At 38.5% G+C, this 17,944-nt stretch carries 14 protein-coding genes; 13 read left to right on the top strand and 1 reads right to left on the bottom strand.

From position 1 onward, the window contains the following. Positions 1-145: 145 nt before the first annotated feature. The 6 genes from ahrC (at position 146) to ACE199_RS05535 (ending at position 7,471) form a co-directional block, all read left to right on the top strand. Positions 146-595: a transcriptional regulator AhrC/ArgR gene (gene ahrC, locus ACE199_RS05560; protein ID WP_119115461.1), complete on the top strand. Its 450-nt coding sequence runs from the start codon at positions 146-148 to the stop codon at positions 593-595. Between the two features lie 20 nt (positions 596-615). Then, positions 616-2,331 (top strand): DNA repair protein RecN, encoded by a 1,716-nt coding sequence (recN, locus tag ACE199_RS05555; RefSeq protein WP_375348904.1) that lies wholly within the window; start codon positions 616-618, stop codon positions 2,329-2,331. 130 nt (positions 2,332-2,461) lie between these two features. Further along, positions 2,462-3,757, top strand: coding sequence for a SpoIVB peptidase (spoIVB, locus tag ACE199_RS05550; RefSeq protein WP_127761282.1), 1,296 nt, complete (start codon positions 2,462-2,464; stop codon positions 3,755-3,757). A gap of 369 nt (positions 3,758-4,126) precedes the next feature. After that, on the top strand, positions 4,127-4,915 hold the full coding sequence (spo0A, locus tag ACE199_RS05545; RefSeq protein WP_127761281.1) for a sporulation transcription factor Spo0A: 789 nt from the start codon (positions 4,127-4,129) through the stop codon (positions 4,913-4,915). 165 nt (positions 4,916-5,080) lie between these two features. Then, the gene (locus ACE199_RS05540; protein WP_375348903.1) at positions 5,081-6,658 is read left to right on the top strand and encodes a flagellar assembly protein A; all 1,578 of its coding nucleotides are present in this window, start codon (positions 5,081-5,083) and stop codon (positions 6,656-6,658) included. A gap of 72 nt (positions 6,659-6,730) precedes the next feature. Continuing rightward, positions 6,731-7,471 (top strand): glycerophosphodiester phosphodiesterase, encoded by a 741-nt coding sequence (locus tag ACE199_RS05535; protein WP_375348902.1) that lies wholly within the window; start codon positions 6,731-6,733, stop codon positions 7,469-7,471. Between the two features lie 32 nt (positions 7,472-7,503). On the opposite strand, the gene ACE199_RS05530 is transcribed toward ACE199_RS05535, so the two are convergent. Then, positions 7,504-7,749 (bottom strand): DUF2627 domain-containing protein, encoded by a 246-nt coding sequence (locus tag ACE199_RS05530; RefSeq protein WP_119115455.1) that lies wholly within the window; start codon positions 7,747-7,749, stop codon positions 7,504-7,506. 131 nt (positions 7,750-7,880) lie between these two features. Here ACE199_RS05530 and ACE199_RS05525 point away from each other — a divergent pair, with 131 nt between their 5' ends. The 7 genes from ACE199_RS05525 to ACE199_RS05495 all read left to right on the top strand — a co-directional run bounded on the left by ACE199_RS05525 (position 7,881) and on the right by ACE199_RS05495 (position 17,943). After that, a complete protein-coding gene (locus ACE199_RS05525; RefSeq protein WP_375348901.1) occupies positions 7,881-9,593 on the top strand; it encodes a sigma 54-interacting transcriptional regulator in 1,713 nt (570 codons plus the stop codon). A 274-nt stretch (positions 9,594-9,867) separates the two neighbouring features. Further along, complete coding sequence (locus tag ACE199_RS05520) at positions 9,868-10,965, top strand: Leu/Phe/Val dehydrogenase (protein WP_375348900.1); 1,098 nt, start codon at positions 9,868-9,870, stop codon at positions 10,963-10,965. A 34-nt stretch (positions 10,966-10,999) separates the two neighbouring features. After that, positions 11,000-12,421, top strand: coding sequence for a dihydrolipoyl dehydrogenase (gene lpdA, locus ACE199_RS05515; RefSeq protein WP_375348899.1), 1,422 nt, complete (start codon positions 11,000-11,002; stop codon positions 12,419-12,421). A 22-nt stretch (positions 12,422-12,443) separates the two neighbouring features. After that, positions 12,444-13,448, top strand: a complete 1,005-nt coding sequence (locus ACE199_RS05510) for a thiamine pyrophosphate-dependent dehydrogenase E1 component subunit alpha (RefSeq protein WP_375348898.1) — start codon at positions 12,444-12,446, stop codon at positions 13,446-13,448. 2 nt (positions 13,449-13,450) lie between these two features. Continuing rightward, a complete protein-coding gene (locus ACE199_RS05505; protein WP_375348897.1) occupies positions 13,451-14,434 on the top strand; it encodes an alpha-ketoacid dehydrogenase subunit beta in 984 nt (327 codons plus the stop codon). 23 nt (positions 14,435-14,457) lie between these two features. Beyond that, positions 14,458-15,711: a dihydrolipoamide acetyltransferase family protein gene (locus ACE199_RS05500; protein WP_375348896.1), complete on the top strand. Its 1,254-nt coding sequence runs from the start codon at positions 14,458-14,460 to the stop codon at positions 15,709-15,711. 369 nt (positions 15,712-16,080) lie between these two features. After that, positions 16,081-17,943: a methylmalonyl-CoA mutase family protein gene (locus tag ACE199_RS05495; RefSeq protein WP_375348895.1), complete on the top strand. Its 1,863-nt coding sequence runs from the start codon at positions 16,081-16,083 to the stop codon at positions 17,941-17,943. Position 17,944: the final 1 nt, after the last annotated feature.

The raw sequence follows: 17,944 nt of genomic DNA, 5'->3' as shown, positions 1-17,944 counted from the left end.
AAGAGGGGCAGAAATACATGTACAATTGTATAAAAATACGCTACGATTAATAATAGTGAAGGCTGTACAAGCTCCTGTTTTTAGAAGAAGATTTGACTAATAATATGGAATATAGCCTAGAAAAATGAGAGGTGCTTTTACGTACATGAATAAAGGGCAAAGGCATATAAAAATTCGAGATATTATTACAAATAATGATATAGAGACGCAGGATGATTTAGTCGATCAGCTGAAAAGCGCGGGCTATAATATAACTCAAGCAACGGTTTCGCGAGATATTAAAGAGTTGCATCTTGTGAAAGTTCCTTTACCAGATGGACGTTATAAATATAGTTTACCTGCGGATCAGCGTTTTAATCCTCAGCAAAAACTTAAGCGAATGTTAGTAGATGCTTTTGTTAAAATCGATGCAGCGAATAACTTGCTTGTTATGAAGATGCTTCCGGGAAATGCACAGGCAATATGTGCACTCATTGATAATTTAAATTGGGAAGAGATTCTTGGAACAATCGGTGGCGATGATACATGCTTAATTATTTGTCGCTCGGATAAAGAAGCAGAGATGGTTGCTCAAAAATTTTTAGATATGCTCTAGACGGTTTGGAGTGAGGAATTTTGTTATCAGAATTATCGATTAAAAATTTTGCCATTATAGATAGTTTAGCGATTTCTTTAGAAAAAGGTTTAACGGTGCTAACTGGAGAAACGGGAGCGGGAAAGTCCATTATTATTGATGCTGTTCACTTATTAGTAGGGGGACGGGGGTCAGCGGAGTTTATTCGACATGGGGAAACGAAGGCTGAAATCGAAGGGCTATTTCAAATTGATGAGCCGCAGCACCCTGTTTTTGTTAAAGCATCGGAATTTGGGATTGATATAAGTGATGGCATGGTTGTTATAAGACGAGAAATGTCTACGAGTGGCAAAAGCGTATGTCGAGTAAACGGAAAGCTTGTGACCATCGCTACGTTACGTGAAATTGGTCGAACGCTTATCGATATTCATGGACAGCACGAACATCAAGAGCTGATGGATGAACGTCTTCATTTACCTTTACTTGATCAATTTGGCGGGGAAGAGGTTATGTTAGCGCTTTCGGAATATGAAAAGCTATATAAGCGCTATAACACTGCTCAGAAGCAGTTAAAAAGTCTCAGCCAGGACGAGCAGCAAATGGTGCATCGACTCGATTTAATTCAGTTTCAATTTGATGAAATTCAAAAGGCTGATTTGAAGCTGCACGAAGACGAGCAGCTTCTTGAGGAACGAAAAAAAATTAATAACTATGAAAAAATTCATGAAGCTCTGCAAACGAGCTACAATGCTTTGAATGGTGAACAGCATGGGCTAGATTGGCTGTCGATTGCGATGCATCATTTAGAAGAAGCAGCTAACCTTGATGAATCTTTAAAGAATAGTTCAGATATTGTTTCAAATAGTTACTTTTTATTAGAAGATGCCATTTCAACGATTCGTGATCAGCTGGATTCTCTTGATTTTGATACGGAACGGATTGATTTTATTGAAGGGCGCCTAAATGAAATTAACCAATTGAAACGTAAATACGGACGTACGATTGAGGAAATTGTCGAATATGGAGCAAAGATTGAAGAAGAAATTGAAACGTTGCTTAATCGGGAAACGCATATTGCTAAGCTGGAAAAGGAATTAAACTCGATTAAAGCAGATTTACTCATTGAGGCCAAACATTTATCGAGTCTTCGTCAAACCTATGCAGAGCAATTAACGAAAAAAATTAAGCAAGAACTGAAAGAGTTATATATGGAAAAAACTGTTTTTGAAGCTCGTTTTCATCAAACGGCTCATACCTTTGATGAAACAATCGACAGAGAAATTAATCGAACAGGACTTGATGTCATGGAGTTTTATATTTCAACGAATCCTGGTGAACCGCTAAAACCGTTATCGAAAATTGCCTCTGGCGGTGAAATGTCCCGTATTATGTTGGCTTTAAAAAGTATTTTTTCGCAGCATCAAGGGATTACATCGATTATTTTTGATGAAGTCGATACAGGAGTAAGCGGACGAGTTGCTCAATCGATTGGAGAAAAAATTTACAAAGTAGCTACAGGTTCTCAAGTGCTTTGTATTTCTCATTTACCTCAAGTCGCTGCAATGGCTGATACGCATTTGTTTATTGCTAAAAAAGTGACAGAAGGAAGAACACATACATCTGTTACACCATTAGCTGAGGAAGAAAAAATAAAAGAAATCGGCCGGATGATAGCTGGTGTTGAAATTACTGATTTAACGAAGCAACATGCTAATGAATTAATTCAACAAGCTCATAAAATTAAAGTCACATCCTAAAAAAACTATGTCTTGAAAAGCTATCCATATTCGGATAGCTTTTATTTCGTTGTGAGGTTATAAATGATTGTAAGGAAGGCTAAATTAAAGATGTAGCCATAAGCGTGTAAATAGCGAGGAGAGTGTATAAATGAAGTTTGCAATGTTAAACAAAGTCATCGGTGGAATTCTCCTGATTTCGCTATTAACATTAGGGTTATACCAGCCATTGCGTGAAGTATTTTTAATTCCCAATCACCTTGTGTTATTTGAGGGAAGTCACTATAATATTTCTACATCCTTACCCGTTTCAGCTAAACATGTAAATGCAAGTACAGCTAGTGTTACGATTCATAAAGATGACTCGGCTATCATGTTAGATGCTGATAAGCCTGGTACAAACGAACTTCTTCTTGATGTGGCCGGATTGCCGGTTAAGAAAGTGGATGTTCAAGTGTTGGAAGATTTTAAAGTAGTCCCAGGGGGCCAATCTATTGGTGTAAAATTAAATACACTAGGTGTACTCGTTGTTGGTCATCATCTAGTTGCTACGTCAGAAGGAAAAAAATCACCTGGAGAAACGGCTAAAATTCAAGTTGGCGACATTATCACAAAAATTAATGGCCAAACGATTAAAAAAATGGGTGATGTTACTCCTTTTGTTCAAGAAGCAGGAAAAAAAGGTGAACCGTTGAATTTTGATATTCAACGAAATCAAGAAAAACTAAAAGCGTCCTTACTTCCTTTGAAAGATAAGAACGAGGGAACGTATAAACTAGGTCTGTACATCCGTGACTCCGCAGCAGGAATTGGAACGATGACCTTTTATCATCCATCTTCTAAAAAATATGGAGCACTTGGACATGTTATTTCTGATATGGATACGAAAATGCCGATTGTTGTCAAAGATGGACAAGTTGTTCAATCGACTGTTACATCTATTGAAAAAGGGAGCAACGGTGATCCCGGAGAAAAACTTGCTCGTTTTTCATCGAATCGAGAAGTAATAGGGAATATCAATCGTAATAGTCCATTCGGTATTTTTGGAAAATTAAATCAACAAATTGATAATGGAATTATGGATAAGGAGATGCCTATTACCCTTTCTCATGAAGTAAAGGAAGGTCCAGCGAAAATTTTAACGGTTGTCGAGGGATCAGAAGTAGAGGAATTTAATGTAGAAATAGTTAGTTCCATTCCACAAAAATTCCCGGCTATTAAGGGAATGGTATTAAAAGTAACTGACAAGGAGCTTTTAAAGAAAACAGGTGGGATTGTTCAAGGCATGAGTGGAAGTCCAATTATTCAAAATGGGAAATTAGTTGGTGCAGTAACCCATGTATTCGTTAATGATCCTACAAGCGGATACGGTGTTCATATCGAATGGATGTTAAATGAAGCAGGCATTAATATTTATGAAAAACCAGTCGTTAATAAGGCGAGTTAAAGGGGGGCGAATGTTCGCCTTCTTTTATTTTTGCATGTTTAATTAACGGTGTTACAGAACGCATGCGTATAAATTTTTCCGCCTGGACAAAAAATTACAGACTTTTTGCCTTTGTAGATTGCTTGTTTTTAGGGTAGGCTGTTAAGTAAGAAGAAAAGGTTTAGTAAATAGACAAGATTTTATGATAAAATATATTGCAGTAAAGCTTTTTTTGACAACTTTTAAATGTGTTTAGTAAGAAAAGTTAAAATTAGTAGAAATCTGGAGAAAAATATTATTTTTCATTATTTTCCTAAAAATAAAAGGTATTTTGTTTCTATTGTCGAAAAGAAAAACAAGACCAATTTATAGTAGAGGAGGAAATCAAGCTTGAAAAAAATTAAAGTGTGCGTTGTGGACGATAATAGAGAGCTTGTGGCTTTATTAGAAGAATATATATCAGCTCAGGACGATATGGAAGTCATGGCTGTTGCACATAATGGGCAGGAATGTCTAAATATGCTAGAAAACGTTCATCCTGATATTTTGATTCTCGATATTATTATGCCTCATTTAGATGGGTTAGGTGTGCTTGAAAAATTGCGCGAACAAAGGGGAACGATGCCCCATGTCATCATGCTGACTGCATTTGGCCAAGAAGATGTTACAAAAAAAGCAGTCGATTTAGGAGCGGCTTATTTTATATTAAAACCGTTCGATCTAGAGAGTTTAGTAAACCATATTCGTCAGGTGAGCGGAAAAGGGCAAGTGGTTATGAAGAATACGACACAAACAGCCTATCGTACACAACCGGAAGCAAAACCGAAAAATCTCGATGCGAGTATTACAAGCATTATCCATGAGATTGGTGTACCTGCCCATATTAAAGGATATTTGTATTTAAGGGAAGCTATTGCAATGGTTTACAATGATATAGAATTATTGGGTTCGATTACAAAAGTATTATATCCTGATATTGCTAAGAAATATAATACAACAGCAAGCCGAGTAGAGCGAGCTATTCGACATGCGATTGAGGTTGCTTGGAGCCGAGGAAATATTGAATCAATTTCATCTTTGTTTGGCTATACGGTCAGTATGACAAAAGCAAAACCGACGAATTCTGAATTTATTGCAATGGTAGCAGACAAGCTTCGCTTAGAACATAAAGCTTCATGAGAGAGTTAGGAATCCCCAGTACTTATAGTTATTGGGGATTATTTTTTTTGATAACGCTTACTTATGAATTAGTACAAATTATTCATAATTTAGTCAAAATTTCTGACTCGATTGTTATATAATAATATGTAGATAGTCCAAAAGTTGGTTAATGGAGGTGCTTCTATGATTATCGAAAAAAATGATGAAATGTTATTAGAGGAAGAAGATGGGGTCATTTATTTAACCGTCTATCAAAAAGGTTGCTCGTTTTTGCAGATTCATTCGATTATGGTTCAAAATCCACAATTAGATTTAGATTTGAAGAGCATTAATGATGCAATTACAGATGCCAGTGGCAGTAAAGTTCGTGCAGGTAGAAAAAAACCAATTATTGAATGGGGAATTACTTCAAACAAAATGTCTGCTTCTATAAAATTGAATTGTACAAATCAATACCTTCATCAGCATTACTCCGAAATCGTCTCCGATATATTCAACCATCTTAATCAAGAGAAAATTACGGAAGGGATTCTAATACATGTAATTCAAAATGAGCTAGTTGTGAATGAAAGTATTGTGATTGCTAAAGGGCAAGAACCTGTACCCGGAAGTGATGCAGTGATTACATACTATAAACGTTCAGAACGAAAGCCTGCCATTCGTGATGATGGGAAAGCTGACTATTATGATATGGGTTTCTTGGATCAAGTGAAAAAAGGGGATTGGCTTGGAGAGAAAATTCCTCCAACCAGCTCGATTCCTGGAAAAACCATTACAGGGGAATATGTTGTTATTCCAAATGGTAAAAATAAAAAGCTTCTCTATGATTCAAAAACAGTGGGTGCTTTTAAAGAAGATGGAAAAATTGTTCTTCGCGCTTTAATAAATGGTGTAGTCGAATTTCATTCAGGAAAAGTCACTGTCGGAGATCACTTTATTATTGAGGGGGATGTTGGCGTAGAGACAGGAAATATTAATTTTGATGGAAATGTGACGGTTACAGGAGCAGTGTTGGATGGTTTTTCAGTTACTGCAACGAAAGACATTTCGATTTTAGGTGAGCTGGGTGTGAGTAATGTTGAAATGATTGAATCAAAGCTAGGAGATGTCTTTATTAAAGGCGGTATTTTTGGAAAAGGCAAATCAAAAATTGCTGCAGGGAGAAATATTTACGTTAAGCATGCAAATGAATGTTATTTAGAGGCCGGGGGAGATATTCATATCGGTTATTATTCACTGGGCAGTACATTAAAGGCGCAAAATATTATAACAGACGAACGGTGCGGTAAATTAATTGGGGGCATGATTGAAGCGCGTGGGAAAGTAAGAGCAGGGGTTATTGGAAATCGAATGGAGCGTAAAACGTGTATTCATGTAGAGGGCTTTGATCGTAATCAGCTGAAAGAAGAGTTAAATGAAATATTGACTCATTATAAAACAAAAATTCAAGAACTTGAGAATATTAAAGAACGATTAAATGTGTACGATACCTTTATGGATGAACTTAATGCTGTCCAAAATAAACAATATGAGCAAACGACATTAGAATTTGAAAAAATTACTGAAGATATTTTTAATTTTGACCAAAAGCGTAAGGTATTAATGGAAATCCTCGAATCGAAGGGTGATGGAGAAATTACGATTGGACAAGTTGCTTATCCAGATACAAATTTACAAATTAAAAGTATGAGGAAGAAGCTAGTAGAATCGACGAAAGGAACGTTTTTTGTACAAGACAACAATATGCACTTTGAAAAATAACCATTATTAAATGTTTATCTCTCTTCATAAAAATGAAAAGATAGTGATTTTCATGAAGGGAGGTAAGTGTTTATGATGCATATTATTGCCCATCGAGGAGCAGCAAGTACGCATCCGGAAAATACAATGAGTGCATTTATAGAGGCACAGCGAGTGGGAGCGGATGGAATAGAAGTAGATGTGCAATTATCCGCGGATGGAGAAGTTGTCATTATTCATGATGAGAAACTAAATAGAACGACTGGAGCAAAAGGATATGTAAAGGATTGGAAGTTAAGTGATTTAAAAAAATTAAATGCTAGTTTTGGTCATAAAGCGAAATCGGTGTTTGAAAAAATTCCTACATTAGTGGAGCTGTTTGATTGGCTTCAAACTAATCAATTAAGCTGTATTATTGAATTGAAAAACACGGTCTTTGAGTATCCTGGATTAGAGGAAAAAGTGATTCGATTAATTCGAATGTATGGGTTTGAAAATAGAGTTATATTAGCTTCCTTTAATCATTACAGCCTTGTCTATTGTTATCGCTTAGCTCCTGATATAGAAACGGCTCCTAATTATCGAGAAGGAATATTTATGCCATGGATTTATGCGAAGTCAATTGCTGCCAAAGGAATTCATCCTCAATTTCGAGCTGCTCATGATGTAATCATTAAAGAGTCATTGGATGCAGGGGTGGCCATTCGGCCTTATACGATTAATACAGAAGTGCAAATGAAACATTTTTTTGAAAGAGGCTGTAGCGGCATTATTACAGATGATCCTAAACTTGCTAAACAAGTAAGGGATCGGTTGATTTCTATGACGAATTAAAGACCGAGCAACAGAGCTCGGTCTTTTATGATTTAAGGCAGTTTCATTTTATCAAACCGACTTTGAACTTTATGACGTTTACGATCACGGTGAAGAATAAATCCAGCTATAAAGGCAATCCCGCCAATTGTAAATAGAAGACCAGCTATAGATTGTACCCAAAGCGCAGGATAAGGCGGTTGTTGAATGGCGAATAACATATCTCTCATAAGCTTAATACCGTAAGCGGCCAATGCTCCGGGGATAAACAGGATTGTAAAAGCGATTAAACGTTTCATTTGGTCAAATCCCTTCCAATAGTTTCCTTTATAATAAAAATGATAAAGAATATGTATTATTTGTCAAGTTTCCAATATAAGGATTAAAATAGGGGGTAGACTATTTTTTTGCAGGGAGAGGAGTGACCTAGATGCAGAACGTCATGATTGTCGGCGCGGGTCAGGGAGGCACAACCCTTTTGAACATTCTTTTAGAAAGTGATGCTTTTTCGGTTCTCTGTATGGTAGATATTAATCGAGAAGCACCCGGGATGCAGTTAGCGCGGGGTTTCCATATTCCTACAGCATTATCATGGAAGAATGAATATACAAATAAGGCAGACATTATTATCGATACATCGGGAAATGAGTCCGTTTTTCAAGAGATAAGAAGGGAGAAAGGTCATGAAGCATTGCTGATTCCTGGCAGTGTAGCGCAGATTATCGCTAAATTGTCGAAAGAGAAACAACAGCTTATACATAAATTAAAGACAGAGTCGAATACGATGCTTGAGGCGATTATCCAATCGAGCGATGAAGCTATTTCCGTAGTAGATGAACAAGGACGCGGGTTGCTAATCAATCCAGCTTATACGAGGATTACCGGATTGACGAAGGAACAGGTGATCGGTAAACCTGCGACAACGGATATTTATGAAGGCGATAGCATGCATATGCAAGTACTAGAAACGAGAAAACCTGTTCGCGGTGTCAATATGTGTGTTGGTCCAAGACGAAAAGAAGTTATTGTCAATGTGGCTCCTATTATTGTAGATGGGGAATTGAAGGGAAGTGTTGGGGTTATACATGATGTATCTGAAATTCAAAAATTAACGACTGAATTAAAGCATGCTCAGCGACTTATCCGAACATTACAAGCGAAATATTCTTTTGAGGATATTATTGGACAGTCCGATGATATGGTGCTGGCAATTGAACAAGCTAAACTTTCTGCGAAAACGCCAGCAACGGTGCTGCTGCGCGGTGAATCAGGAACAGGAAAAGAGCTATTTGCTCATGCGATTCATAATGAGAGCGATCGGAAATTTAATAAATTTATACGTGTCAATTGTGCGGCTATTTCGGAATCTTTGTTGGAAAGCGAGCTGTTTGGCTATGAGGATGGGGCGTTTACAGGTGCAAAACGCGGCGGGAAAATTGGCTTTTTTGAGGAAGCAAATCATGGTAGTTTATTTTTAGATGAGATCGGCGAGTTAGCTCCGAAAATTCAAGCAAAGCTGCTTCGCGTACTGCAAGAGCGCGAAATTATGAGAGTTGGCGGAACAAAACCAATTCCGATTAATGTACGTGTCATTGCTGCAACGAATATTGATTTAGAACAATCTATTAAAAATGGGAGTTTTCGAGAAGATCTTTATTTTCGGTTGAATCGTATGCCTATTTTTATTGCTCCTTTGAGAAAAAGAAAAGGAGAAATGAAGGAGTTAGCGGAGCATTTAATTCATAAGATTAATCAAGAATATGGACGAGGCATTGAAGGAATCTCAGAAGATGCGATTGAGAAATTGAGGCAGTATGATTGGCCAGGCAATGTTCGGGAGTTAGAGAATATTTTAGGACGAGCGATTATTTTAATGAAGCTGAATGAACAAGTGATTGAGGCCAAGCATATTCCAAATTTAGTAGGTACAAGTGCTGAACATCCAAAGGAATCCGCTTTATTGTTTACACCTTCTTTTAAAAGCAGTGAGTCATTAAATGAGCTGGTCGGAGCTTATGAAGCGAAAGTAATTCAACAAGCGTTACAAACCTTTAAAGGCAATAAAACATTAACTGCTAAATCATTAGGGATTTCGGTAAGAAGCTTATATTATAAAATGGAGAAAACTAATTTGTGCAAATGATTGCATGCAATATTTTGCTTAACTGTGCAAAATATTGCATTTTACGAACGAGAGTGTACAGAAAGATGCTGTGAACCTATTCAGCATCCTCTTTTTTTCCTTATGAATACAAGGGGAGAGACTTCTTTTATGAAATTTATACAGAAATTACATATAGTGGCATTAAACTTGCATGTTATATGGGTGAGAAGTTTATTTCAGGTTAACCATGTGAATGAACTATTCATATTTTAATCAATATAAAATGAAAATACATCTTCCGGGGGATTTTACTATGGAAATGTTTCAATATCTTGAGAAATATGATTATGAACAGGTTGTTTTTTGCCAGGATAAACAATCGGGTTTAAAGGCTATTATTGCGATTCATGATACAACATTAGGCCCTGCCCTTGGTGGTACTCGAATGTGGATGTATCCATCTGAAGAGGCTGCAATTGAAGATGCGCTTAGATTAGCACGAGGGATGACATATAAAAATGCGGCAGCTGGTTTGAATTTAGGTGGGGGAAAAGCCGTAATTATTGGAAATCCACATACGGATAAAAACGAAGCTATGTTTCGTGCATTTGGACGTTATATCCAAAGTTTAAATGGACGCTATATTACGGCAGAAGATGTAGGGACGACTGTAGAGGATATGGATCTTATTCATGAAGAGACGGATTATGTAACAGGAATATCACCTGCCTTTGGTTCTTCGGGGAATCCATCTCCGGTGACTGCTTATGGTGTATATCGAGGGATGAAGGCTGCAGCAAAGGAAGCATTCGGTACCAATTCTTTAGCAGGAAAAACAGTCGCCGTCCAAGGAGTGGGGAATGTTGCCTATCATTTATGCCGTCATCTTTATGAAGAAGGAGTGCAGTTGATTGTAACAGATATTCAGCAAGCCGCTGTTCAGCGAGCAGTAAATGAATTTAGAGCAAAAGCGGTTGAACCAGCAGAGATTTATAGCGTAGACTGTGATATTTATGCTCCGTGTGCTCTTGGCGCTGTTCTGAATGATGAAACGATTCCGACCATAAAAGCAAAAGTCATTGCAGGATCAGCGAATAACCAATTAAAGAACTCGCTTCATGGCGAACAACTTCATGAAAAAGGGATTATTTATGCTCCGGATTATGTCATTAATGCTGGCGGAGTAGTCAACGTAGCAGATGAGCTAATAGGTTATAATCGTGAGCGCGCATTAAAGAAAGTAGAGAACATTTATGATAATATTACTAAAGTGTTTGAGATTGCAAAGCGCGACAACATTCCAACATATAAGGCTGCTAATCGTATGGCAGAGGAACGGATTGCTAGAATGAGATATTCACGCAGTCAATTTATACAAAATGAAAAACATATTTTAAATCGTCGTAAATAAGTCAAGGATATGTACAAGAGGAAGGAGGAGTAATATGGCAGAGGAGTATGATGTTGTTATTCTAGGTGGGGGGACGGGAGGCTATGTTGCCGCTATTCGGGCTAGTCAGCTCGGGTTGAAAACAGCTGTTGTTGAAAAGAGAAAATTAGGAGGAACGTGTCTTCATAGCGGCTGTATCCCTTCAAAGGCCCTTTTACGAAGTGCGGAAGTATACAGGACTGTAAAGAAGAGTGAAGAATATGGCATTTTAAAGGACCATGTTGGAATAGATTTCGCTAGAGTACAGCAGCGAAAAGAGGGAATTGTGAACAAACTCTACAGCGGTGTACAACATTTATTAAAGCAAGGGAAAATTTCTGTGTATGAAGGGATGGGCAGAATATTGGGCCCTTCTATTTTTTCCCCCATGCCAGGGACTATTTCTGTAGAGATGAATGATGGTAGTGATAATGCCATTTTGCTGCCGCAGCATGTCATTATTGCGACGGGCTCTCGGCCAAAAACATTACCTGGTTTATCAATTGACGGTCAGTATGTCCTTTCATCGGAAGAGGCTCTTCAATTAGAAACATTGCCGCAGTCGATCATTATAATCGGAGGAGGAGTCATTGGGGTAGAGTGGGCTTCGCTGTTGCACGATTTCGGGGTGCAAGTAACGGTCCTTGAGTATGCTCCGTATATTCTTCCTCACGAAGATGAAGAAGTGGCGAAAGAAATGATGCGTATTCTTCGGGAAAAAGGAGTTCGTATTGTGACGGAAGCAAAAGTATTACCTGAAACCTTGAAGACAGGAGAAGTTGTCTCAATTAAGGCAGAGGTCAATGGCGAACTTCAAGAATATATGGGAGACAAAATTCTTGTTTCCGTAGGACGGGACGCTAATGTAACTGATATTGGTTTAGAAAATACAGAGATTGCTCTGGAACAAGGTTACATTTCAACGAACAGCATGTACCAAACGAAGGAATCTCATATTTATGCAATAGGAGATTGTACCGGGGGATTGCAGCTTGCACATGTAGCTGCACGCGAAGGCATTATTGCTGTTGAGCATTTAGCAAGACAGCAGCCCACACCTTTAGATCCTTCATGGATTACAAGATGTATTTATGCCAGTCCAGAAATAGCAAGTGTAGGTTATACAGAGCAAGAGGCATTGAAAAAAGGATTTACAATAAAAGTCGGAAAGTTTCCATTTACAGCGATTGGTAAGGCACTTGTATATGGTGAAACAGAAGGCTTCGTTAAAATCATTGCGGATGAACAAACGAATGATGTGCTAGGTGTGCATATGATTGGGCCGCATGTGACGGATATGATCTCTGAAGCGAGTCTTGCAAAAGTATTGGATGCAACTCCGTGGGAAATAGCTTCAGCGGTTCATCCTCATCCAAGTTTATCGGAAGCTATCGGTGAAGCGGCTCTTGCAGTTGATGGCTTAGCATTACATTTTTAATAGACTGTAGGGAGGGGTTTAAATGGTTGAAAAAGTTGAGAAACGACACCATAAACTCGGTTTAAGTGATGAAATGGTTTTGGATATGTTTCGAACAATGCTTCTTGCTCGTCGGATTGATGAACGGATGTGGTTGTTAAATCGTTCAGGGAAAATACCATTTGTGATTTCTTGTCAAGGTCAAGAGGCCGCTCAAGTAGGAGCTGCATTTGCTCTTGATCGAAAGCTTGATTATGTACTTCCTTATTATCGGGATGTTGGTGTTGTATTGGCATTTGGGATGACGGCTCGTGATTTAATGTTATCAGGATTTGCCAAACTTGAAGATCCAAACTCAGGAGGTAGACAAATGCCTGGTCATTTTGGGCAAAAGCGCAATCGAATTGTCACAGGGTCCTCTCCTGTAACAACACAAGTGCCTCATGCAGTTGGTATTGCGCTGGCAGGTAAAATGAACCGGGAAAAATTAGTGACCTTTGTGACGTTTGGAGAAGGGTCTTCGAATCAAGGGGATTTTCATGAAGGAATCAATTTTGCCAGCGTTCATAAATTGCCGGTTATTTTTATGTGTGAGAACAATAAGTATGCTATTTCCGTACCAATTTCTAAACAATTAGCGTGTGAAAATGTATCTGACCGTGCTATCGGTTATGGAATACCAGGTGTAACGGTTGATGGAAATGATCCGTTGGCCGTGTATCAAGCAGTTAAAGAAGCGGCAGATCGTGCACGGGCAGGTCACGGTCCGACATTGATTGAAACGGTTTCTTACCGACTCACGCCTCATTCAAGCGATGATGATGATCGAGCGTATCGGACACAAGAGGAGGTAGCGGAAGCAAAAATAAAGGATGCTTTGTTGACCTTTAGCCAATATTTAAAAGACGTCGATGTAATGGATGAAGAGCGTGAAAAACAATTGAATGAAGAAGTGATGCAAATTGTTAATGAAGCAACAGATTATGCTGAACAGGCGCCATATGCAAGTCCAGAATATGCGATGAAACATGTATATGGGGAGGAATAAAGATGGGAGTCATTTCTTATATTGAGGCTGTTACACACGCTATTCGTGAGGAAATGGAAAGAGATGAACGCGTGTTTGTACTTGGTGAGGATGTCGGTAAAAAAGGCGGTGTATTTAAAGCGACACAAGGTCTATTTGATCAATTTGGTGAAGAGAGGGTAATCGATACGCCATTAGCAGAGTCAGCCATTGCTGGTGTTGGAATTGGTGCTGCCATGTATGGCATGCGGCCAATTGCAGAGATGCAGTTCGCGGATTTTATTATGCCTGCTGTCAATCAAATTATTTCGGAAGCGGCACGTATCCGTTATCGGTCGAACAATGATTGGAATTGTCCACTTGTTATTCGCGCTCCATATGGCGGCGGTGTTCACGGTGCTCTGTACCATTCACAATCAGTAGAAGCGGTCTTTGCTAATCAACCAGGCTTGAAAATTATTATGCCATCGACACCGTATGATGTAAAGGGCTTATTGAAAGCGGCGATTCGCGATGAAGATCCTGTTCTGTTTCTTGAGCATAAACGAGCGTATCGTCTGATTAAAGGAGAAGTGCCTTCGGACGATTATGTATTGCCAATTGGAAAGGCAGATGTGAAACGAAGCGGAGAGGATATTACCGTTATCACATACGGGCTTTGTGTTCATTTTGCTCTCCAAGCAGCTGAAAAGCTTGCTAGTGATGGGATTTCTGTTCATCTTTTAGATTTGCGTACAGTTTATCCGCTTGATAAAGAAAGTATTATCGAAGCGGCTGTCAAGACAGGGAAAGTTCTGCTTATTACAGAAGATAACAAGGAAGGGAGTGTCATAGGCGAAGTGGCTGCCATTATTGCAGAATATTGCTTATTTGATTTAGACGCTCCTATTATGAGATTAGCAGGCCCAGATATTCCAGCGATGCCCTATGCACCAACAATGGAGAAATACTTTATGGTAAACCCAGAAAAAGTAGAAAAAGCGATGCGTGAGCTAGCTGAGTATTAAATCTGCGCAGAAGGAGGAGTAATATGGCGATTGAACAAATGAAAATGCCGCAGCTGGGCGAAAGTGTAACAGAAGGAACGATTAGTAAATGGCTCGTTACACCAGGTGATTTCGTACAAAAATACAGTCCAATTGCCGAAGTGATGACGGATAAAGTAAGTGCTGAAATCCCATCGTCATTTACAGGTGTCATTAAAGAGCTAGTCGCTAAAGAAGAGGAAACATTAGCAGTGAATGAGATCATTTGTTTAATTGAAGTAGAGGAAGCGAGCCCAAAACAGACAATAGCTAGCTCTAGTACGAAATCACTTCCTGCACATCAAGATACCCTCTTGGAAAAGCATTCGATGAAGATGCGTTACTCACCAGCTGTATTAAAACTTTCACAAGAGCATGGAATCGACTTATCGCAAGTGGAGGGGTCTGGAAAAGGAGGGCGGATTACGAGAAAAGATGTGCTAGCCCTTATAGAAGCAAATAATGTACCCCAAGAGAAGCAAGAAGCGGTTGCTCCTTCTGTTACGAAAACAGAAGCTCGAGAACAATCCAGTAAAACTCTCTCTTTACCAGTAGAAGCTGGCGATCGGGAGATTCCTGTTACAGGGGTTCGTAAAGCGATTGCAGCCAATATGCAAAAAAGTAAGCAGGAAGCACCTCATGCTTGGATGATGGTTGAAGCTGATGCCACAAACCTTGTGATGTTACGAAATTCATTAAAAGATAATTTTTTACAAAAAGAAGGTTACCCTCTTACGTATTTTGCTTTTTTCGTCAAAGCAATCGCTCAAGCGCTAACCGAGTTTCCTGAAATGAATTCGATGTGGGCGGGCGATAAGATTATTCAAAAAAAGGATATCCATCTTTCCATTGCTGTAGCGACGGAGGATGCACTTTTTGTACCTGTCATTAAACACGCAGATGAAAAATCAATTAAAGGGATTGCCCGTGAAATTCATGAGTTGGCTGAAAAAGTACGTACAGGTAAACTTACACAGGAAGAAAGTCAAGGCGGCACTTTTACAGTGAACAATACAGGTTCGTTTGGTTCTGTCCAATCGATGGGGATTATTAATTATCCCCAGGCAGCTATTGTCCAAGTTGAAACAATTGTCAAACGTCCGGTAATTATAGATGATATGATTGCTGTTCGACATATGGTGAATTTGTGTTTGTCGTTGGATCATCGTGTATTAGATGGTTTAATTTGTGGTCGTTTTTTAGCAAGGGTGAAGAAAATTGTCGAAGGGTTTTCGAAAGAAAATACATCCATTTTTTGATTAAAAAACCAGTTTTCACTGGTTTTTTGCTATGTTATCAACTTTTTTTATAAAAAATAAAGGAAATTTTAAAAGAGTAATCGACAAATTTTCAGTTTTTTCGTATTATTTTAGGAGAGTTGTTCTACTACATGTAAATTTATTAATATTGTACTTTATAACAGGTATGAAACGAATCTTATTTTCGAATGATGTTATTCATGTAGATTTATGCTTATTGTATAACAAGCTCATTTTTTTCTTTTATTCTTTTACACTTATGTTAGAATGTGTTTGGCATTCAAAAATTGAAGGGAGGGCAGTTTTCTTATGAATACTGATTGAGCATTCGTTCTCAATTGTAGTATGGGCATAAGAAAGCGATTACAGATGGAATTGAAAGATGTAAAAAATATATCCTTTCCGAAACCTTCGTTGGAAGAGTGGAAGGTTGCCGTTGAAACGAGTTTAAAAGGTAAAACAGTTGATAAATTACGAACGAATACTTATGAAGGTGTTGTATTACAGCCCCTTTATACACAGCAATCTGCTGGTGAAGGACAAGCTGAATTACCAGGATCGTTTCCTTATACACGAGGAATTTCTGCAACAGGTTACCACACACAACCATGGCTTGCTTGTCAGCCAGTAAGCGGTGTGACAGCAGAGGAAGCAAATGAAAACTTAAAAGCTGTATTGAATCGTGGACAAAATGCGATTACGTACCCAGTAGAGCTATTAGCGAATGGTGCAAGATTGCCAAGACTATTAAAAGATTTACCGCTAGAATCTTTACCCTTCTTCATTGATTTAAAAGGAAAGCAAAAAGATTTATTACCTGAATTCCAAACAGTAGAAGGAAACGTGAGCGGCGTTCTTGCTGAAGATGCGATTGCTGAATGGGTATTGACTGGACAAATTCCGGAAGATACAGATAGCTATTTTGCAGAGTGGGCAAAAACGATTCAAGGATATGAAGCAGTTTCTGCAGACTTAAAAACAATTTTGATTAAAACATCTGTCTTCCATAACGGTGGAGCTAATGCGGTTCAAGAACTTGCATATGGACTAGCTGTAGCTGTGCAATATTTGATTGAAGGACAAAAGCAAGGTTTATCTGTAGAAAGTATTGCAGATAAAATGGTATTCTCATTTGCTGTTGATTCAAATTATTTCATGAATATAGCTAAATTACGTGCTGCTCGTCGACTTTGGGCTGGACTTTCAGCTGCATTTGAAGCAGATTCTGAACATTTCAAAATGAATATTCACGCACTTACATCGGAAGTAACGGAAACATTATACGATCAACATGTAAATATCTTACGTACAGCTAACCAAGCTTTCGCTGCTGCAATCGGCGGTATTCAATATTTACAAATCAATCCTTTCGATCATGTATTTGGTGAAACAAATGATTTCTCAGAAAGGATTGCTCGTAATACGCACTTAATTTTGAAAGAAGAAGCGCATATTACACAAGTAGTGGACCCTGCAGGCGGTTCATTCTATGTGGAGCAATTAACAGATGAGATTGCTGATCAAGCATGGGCGAAGTTTTTAGAAGTGGATGCAGCGGGCGGCATTCTCGAAGCACTTAAACAAAATATCGTTCAAGCAGAAATCGCTGAAGTGTTCAATAAAAAAGCACAAAATGCAGCATTAAGAAAAGAAAGCATCATTGGTACAAACGTATATCCTAACCCTGCTGATGAAGTGAAAGCACCGAAAGCAGCAGAAGTGGAATCTTATGTTGTTGTAAATAATCCAACTTCGATTACACCAATTAAGCTGAAGCGTATTGCTGAACAATTCGAGCAACTACGTTTACGTAGTGCAGCCTTTAAAGAAAACAATGGCGAAGCTCCGAAAGTAGGCTTAATTACATTACAAGAATTGAAGTCTTATAAACCTCGTGTAGATTTTGTAAAAGGATTAGTTGCTGCAGGCGGGATTGAAACAGTGGCAAGCGAAGGCTGTCATACAAGTGAAGAAGCAGTTGCTTATGTGAAAGAAACACAACTTCCAATCTATTGCGTATGCGGTAGTGACGAAGCTTATGGTGAACTAGCGGAGCAAGTTGTTGCTGATGTGAAAGAGGCTTTCCCTGAAACAACGATTTATGTAGCTGGTAAACAAGCAGAAGAATTAGAAAAAGCATTGCAAGCTGCTGGTGTGAAAGAGTTTGTTCATGTAAAAACAAATGCAGCTGACATGTTAACAGAATTATTACAAGCGCTGGGGGTGAACTAAA

Source organism: Peribacillus sp. Hz7 (assembly GCF_042136355.1).
GTDB classification, from domain to species: Bacteria; Bacillota; Bacilli; order Bacillales; family DSM-1321; genus Peribacillus; species Peribacillus asahii_A.
Note: the sequence above shows the minus strand (reverse complement) of the source record. Positions and strands in the feature narration are given on the sequence as shown.

Bases quoted from the DNA above. Each gene is read 5' to 3' on its own strand.
- ahrC (WP_119115461.1), top strand. From the start codon at position 146: ATGAATAAAGGGCAAAGGCATATAAAAATTCGAGATATTATTACAAAT.
- spoIVB (WP_127761282.1), top strand. From the start codon at position 2,462: ATGAAGTTTGCAATGTTAAACAAAGTCATCGGTGGAATTCTCCTGATT.
- ACE199_RS05540 (WP_375348903.1), top strand. From the start codon at position 5,081: ATGATTATCGAAAAAAATGATGAAATGTTATTAGAGGAAGAAGATGGG.
- ACE199_RS05535 (WP_375348902.1), top strand. From the start codon at position 6,731: ATGATGCATATTATTGCCCATCGAGGAGCAGCAAGTACGCATCCGGAA.
- ACE199_RS05530 (WP_119115455.1), bottom strand. From the start codon at position 7,749: ATGAAACGTTTAATCGCTTTTACAATCCTGTTTATCCCCGGAGCATTG.
- ACE199_RS05525 (WP_375348901.1), top strand. From the start codon at position 7,881: ATGCAGAACGTCATGATTGTCGGCGCGGGTCAGGGAGGCACAACCCTT.
- ACE199_RS05520 (WP_375348900.1), top strand. From the start codon at position 9,868: ATGGAAATGTTTCAATATCTTGAGAAATATGATTATGAACAGGTTGTT.
- lpdA (WP_375348899.1), top strand. From the start codon at position 11,000: ATGGCAGAGGAGTATGATGTTGTTATTCTAGGTGGGGGGACGGGAGGC.
- ACE199_RS05510 (WP_375348898.1), top strand. From the start codon at position 12,444: ATGGTTGAAAAAGTTGAGAAACGACACCATAAACTCGGTTTAAGTGAT.
- ACE199_RS05505 (WP_375348897.1), top strand. From the start codon at position 13,451: ATGGGAGTCATTTCTTATATTGAGGCTGTTACACACGCTATTCGTGAG.
- ACE199_RS05500 (WP_375348896.1), top strand. From the start codon at position 14,458: ATGGCGATTGAACAAATGAAAATGCCGCAGCTGGGCGAAAGTGTAACA.
- ACE199_RS05495 (WP_375348895.1), top strand. From the start codon at position 16,081: ATGGAATTGAAAGATGTAAAAAATATATCCTTTCCGAAACCTTCGTTG.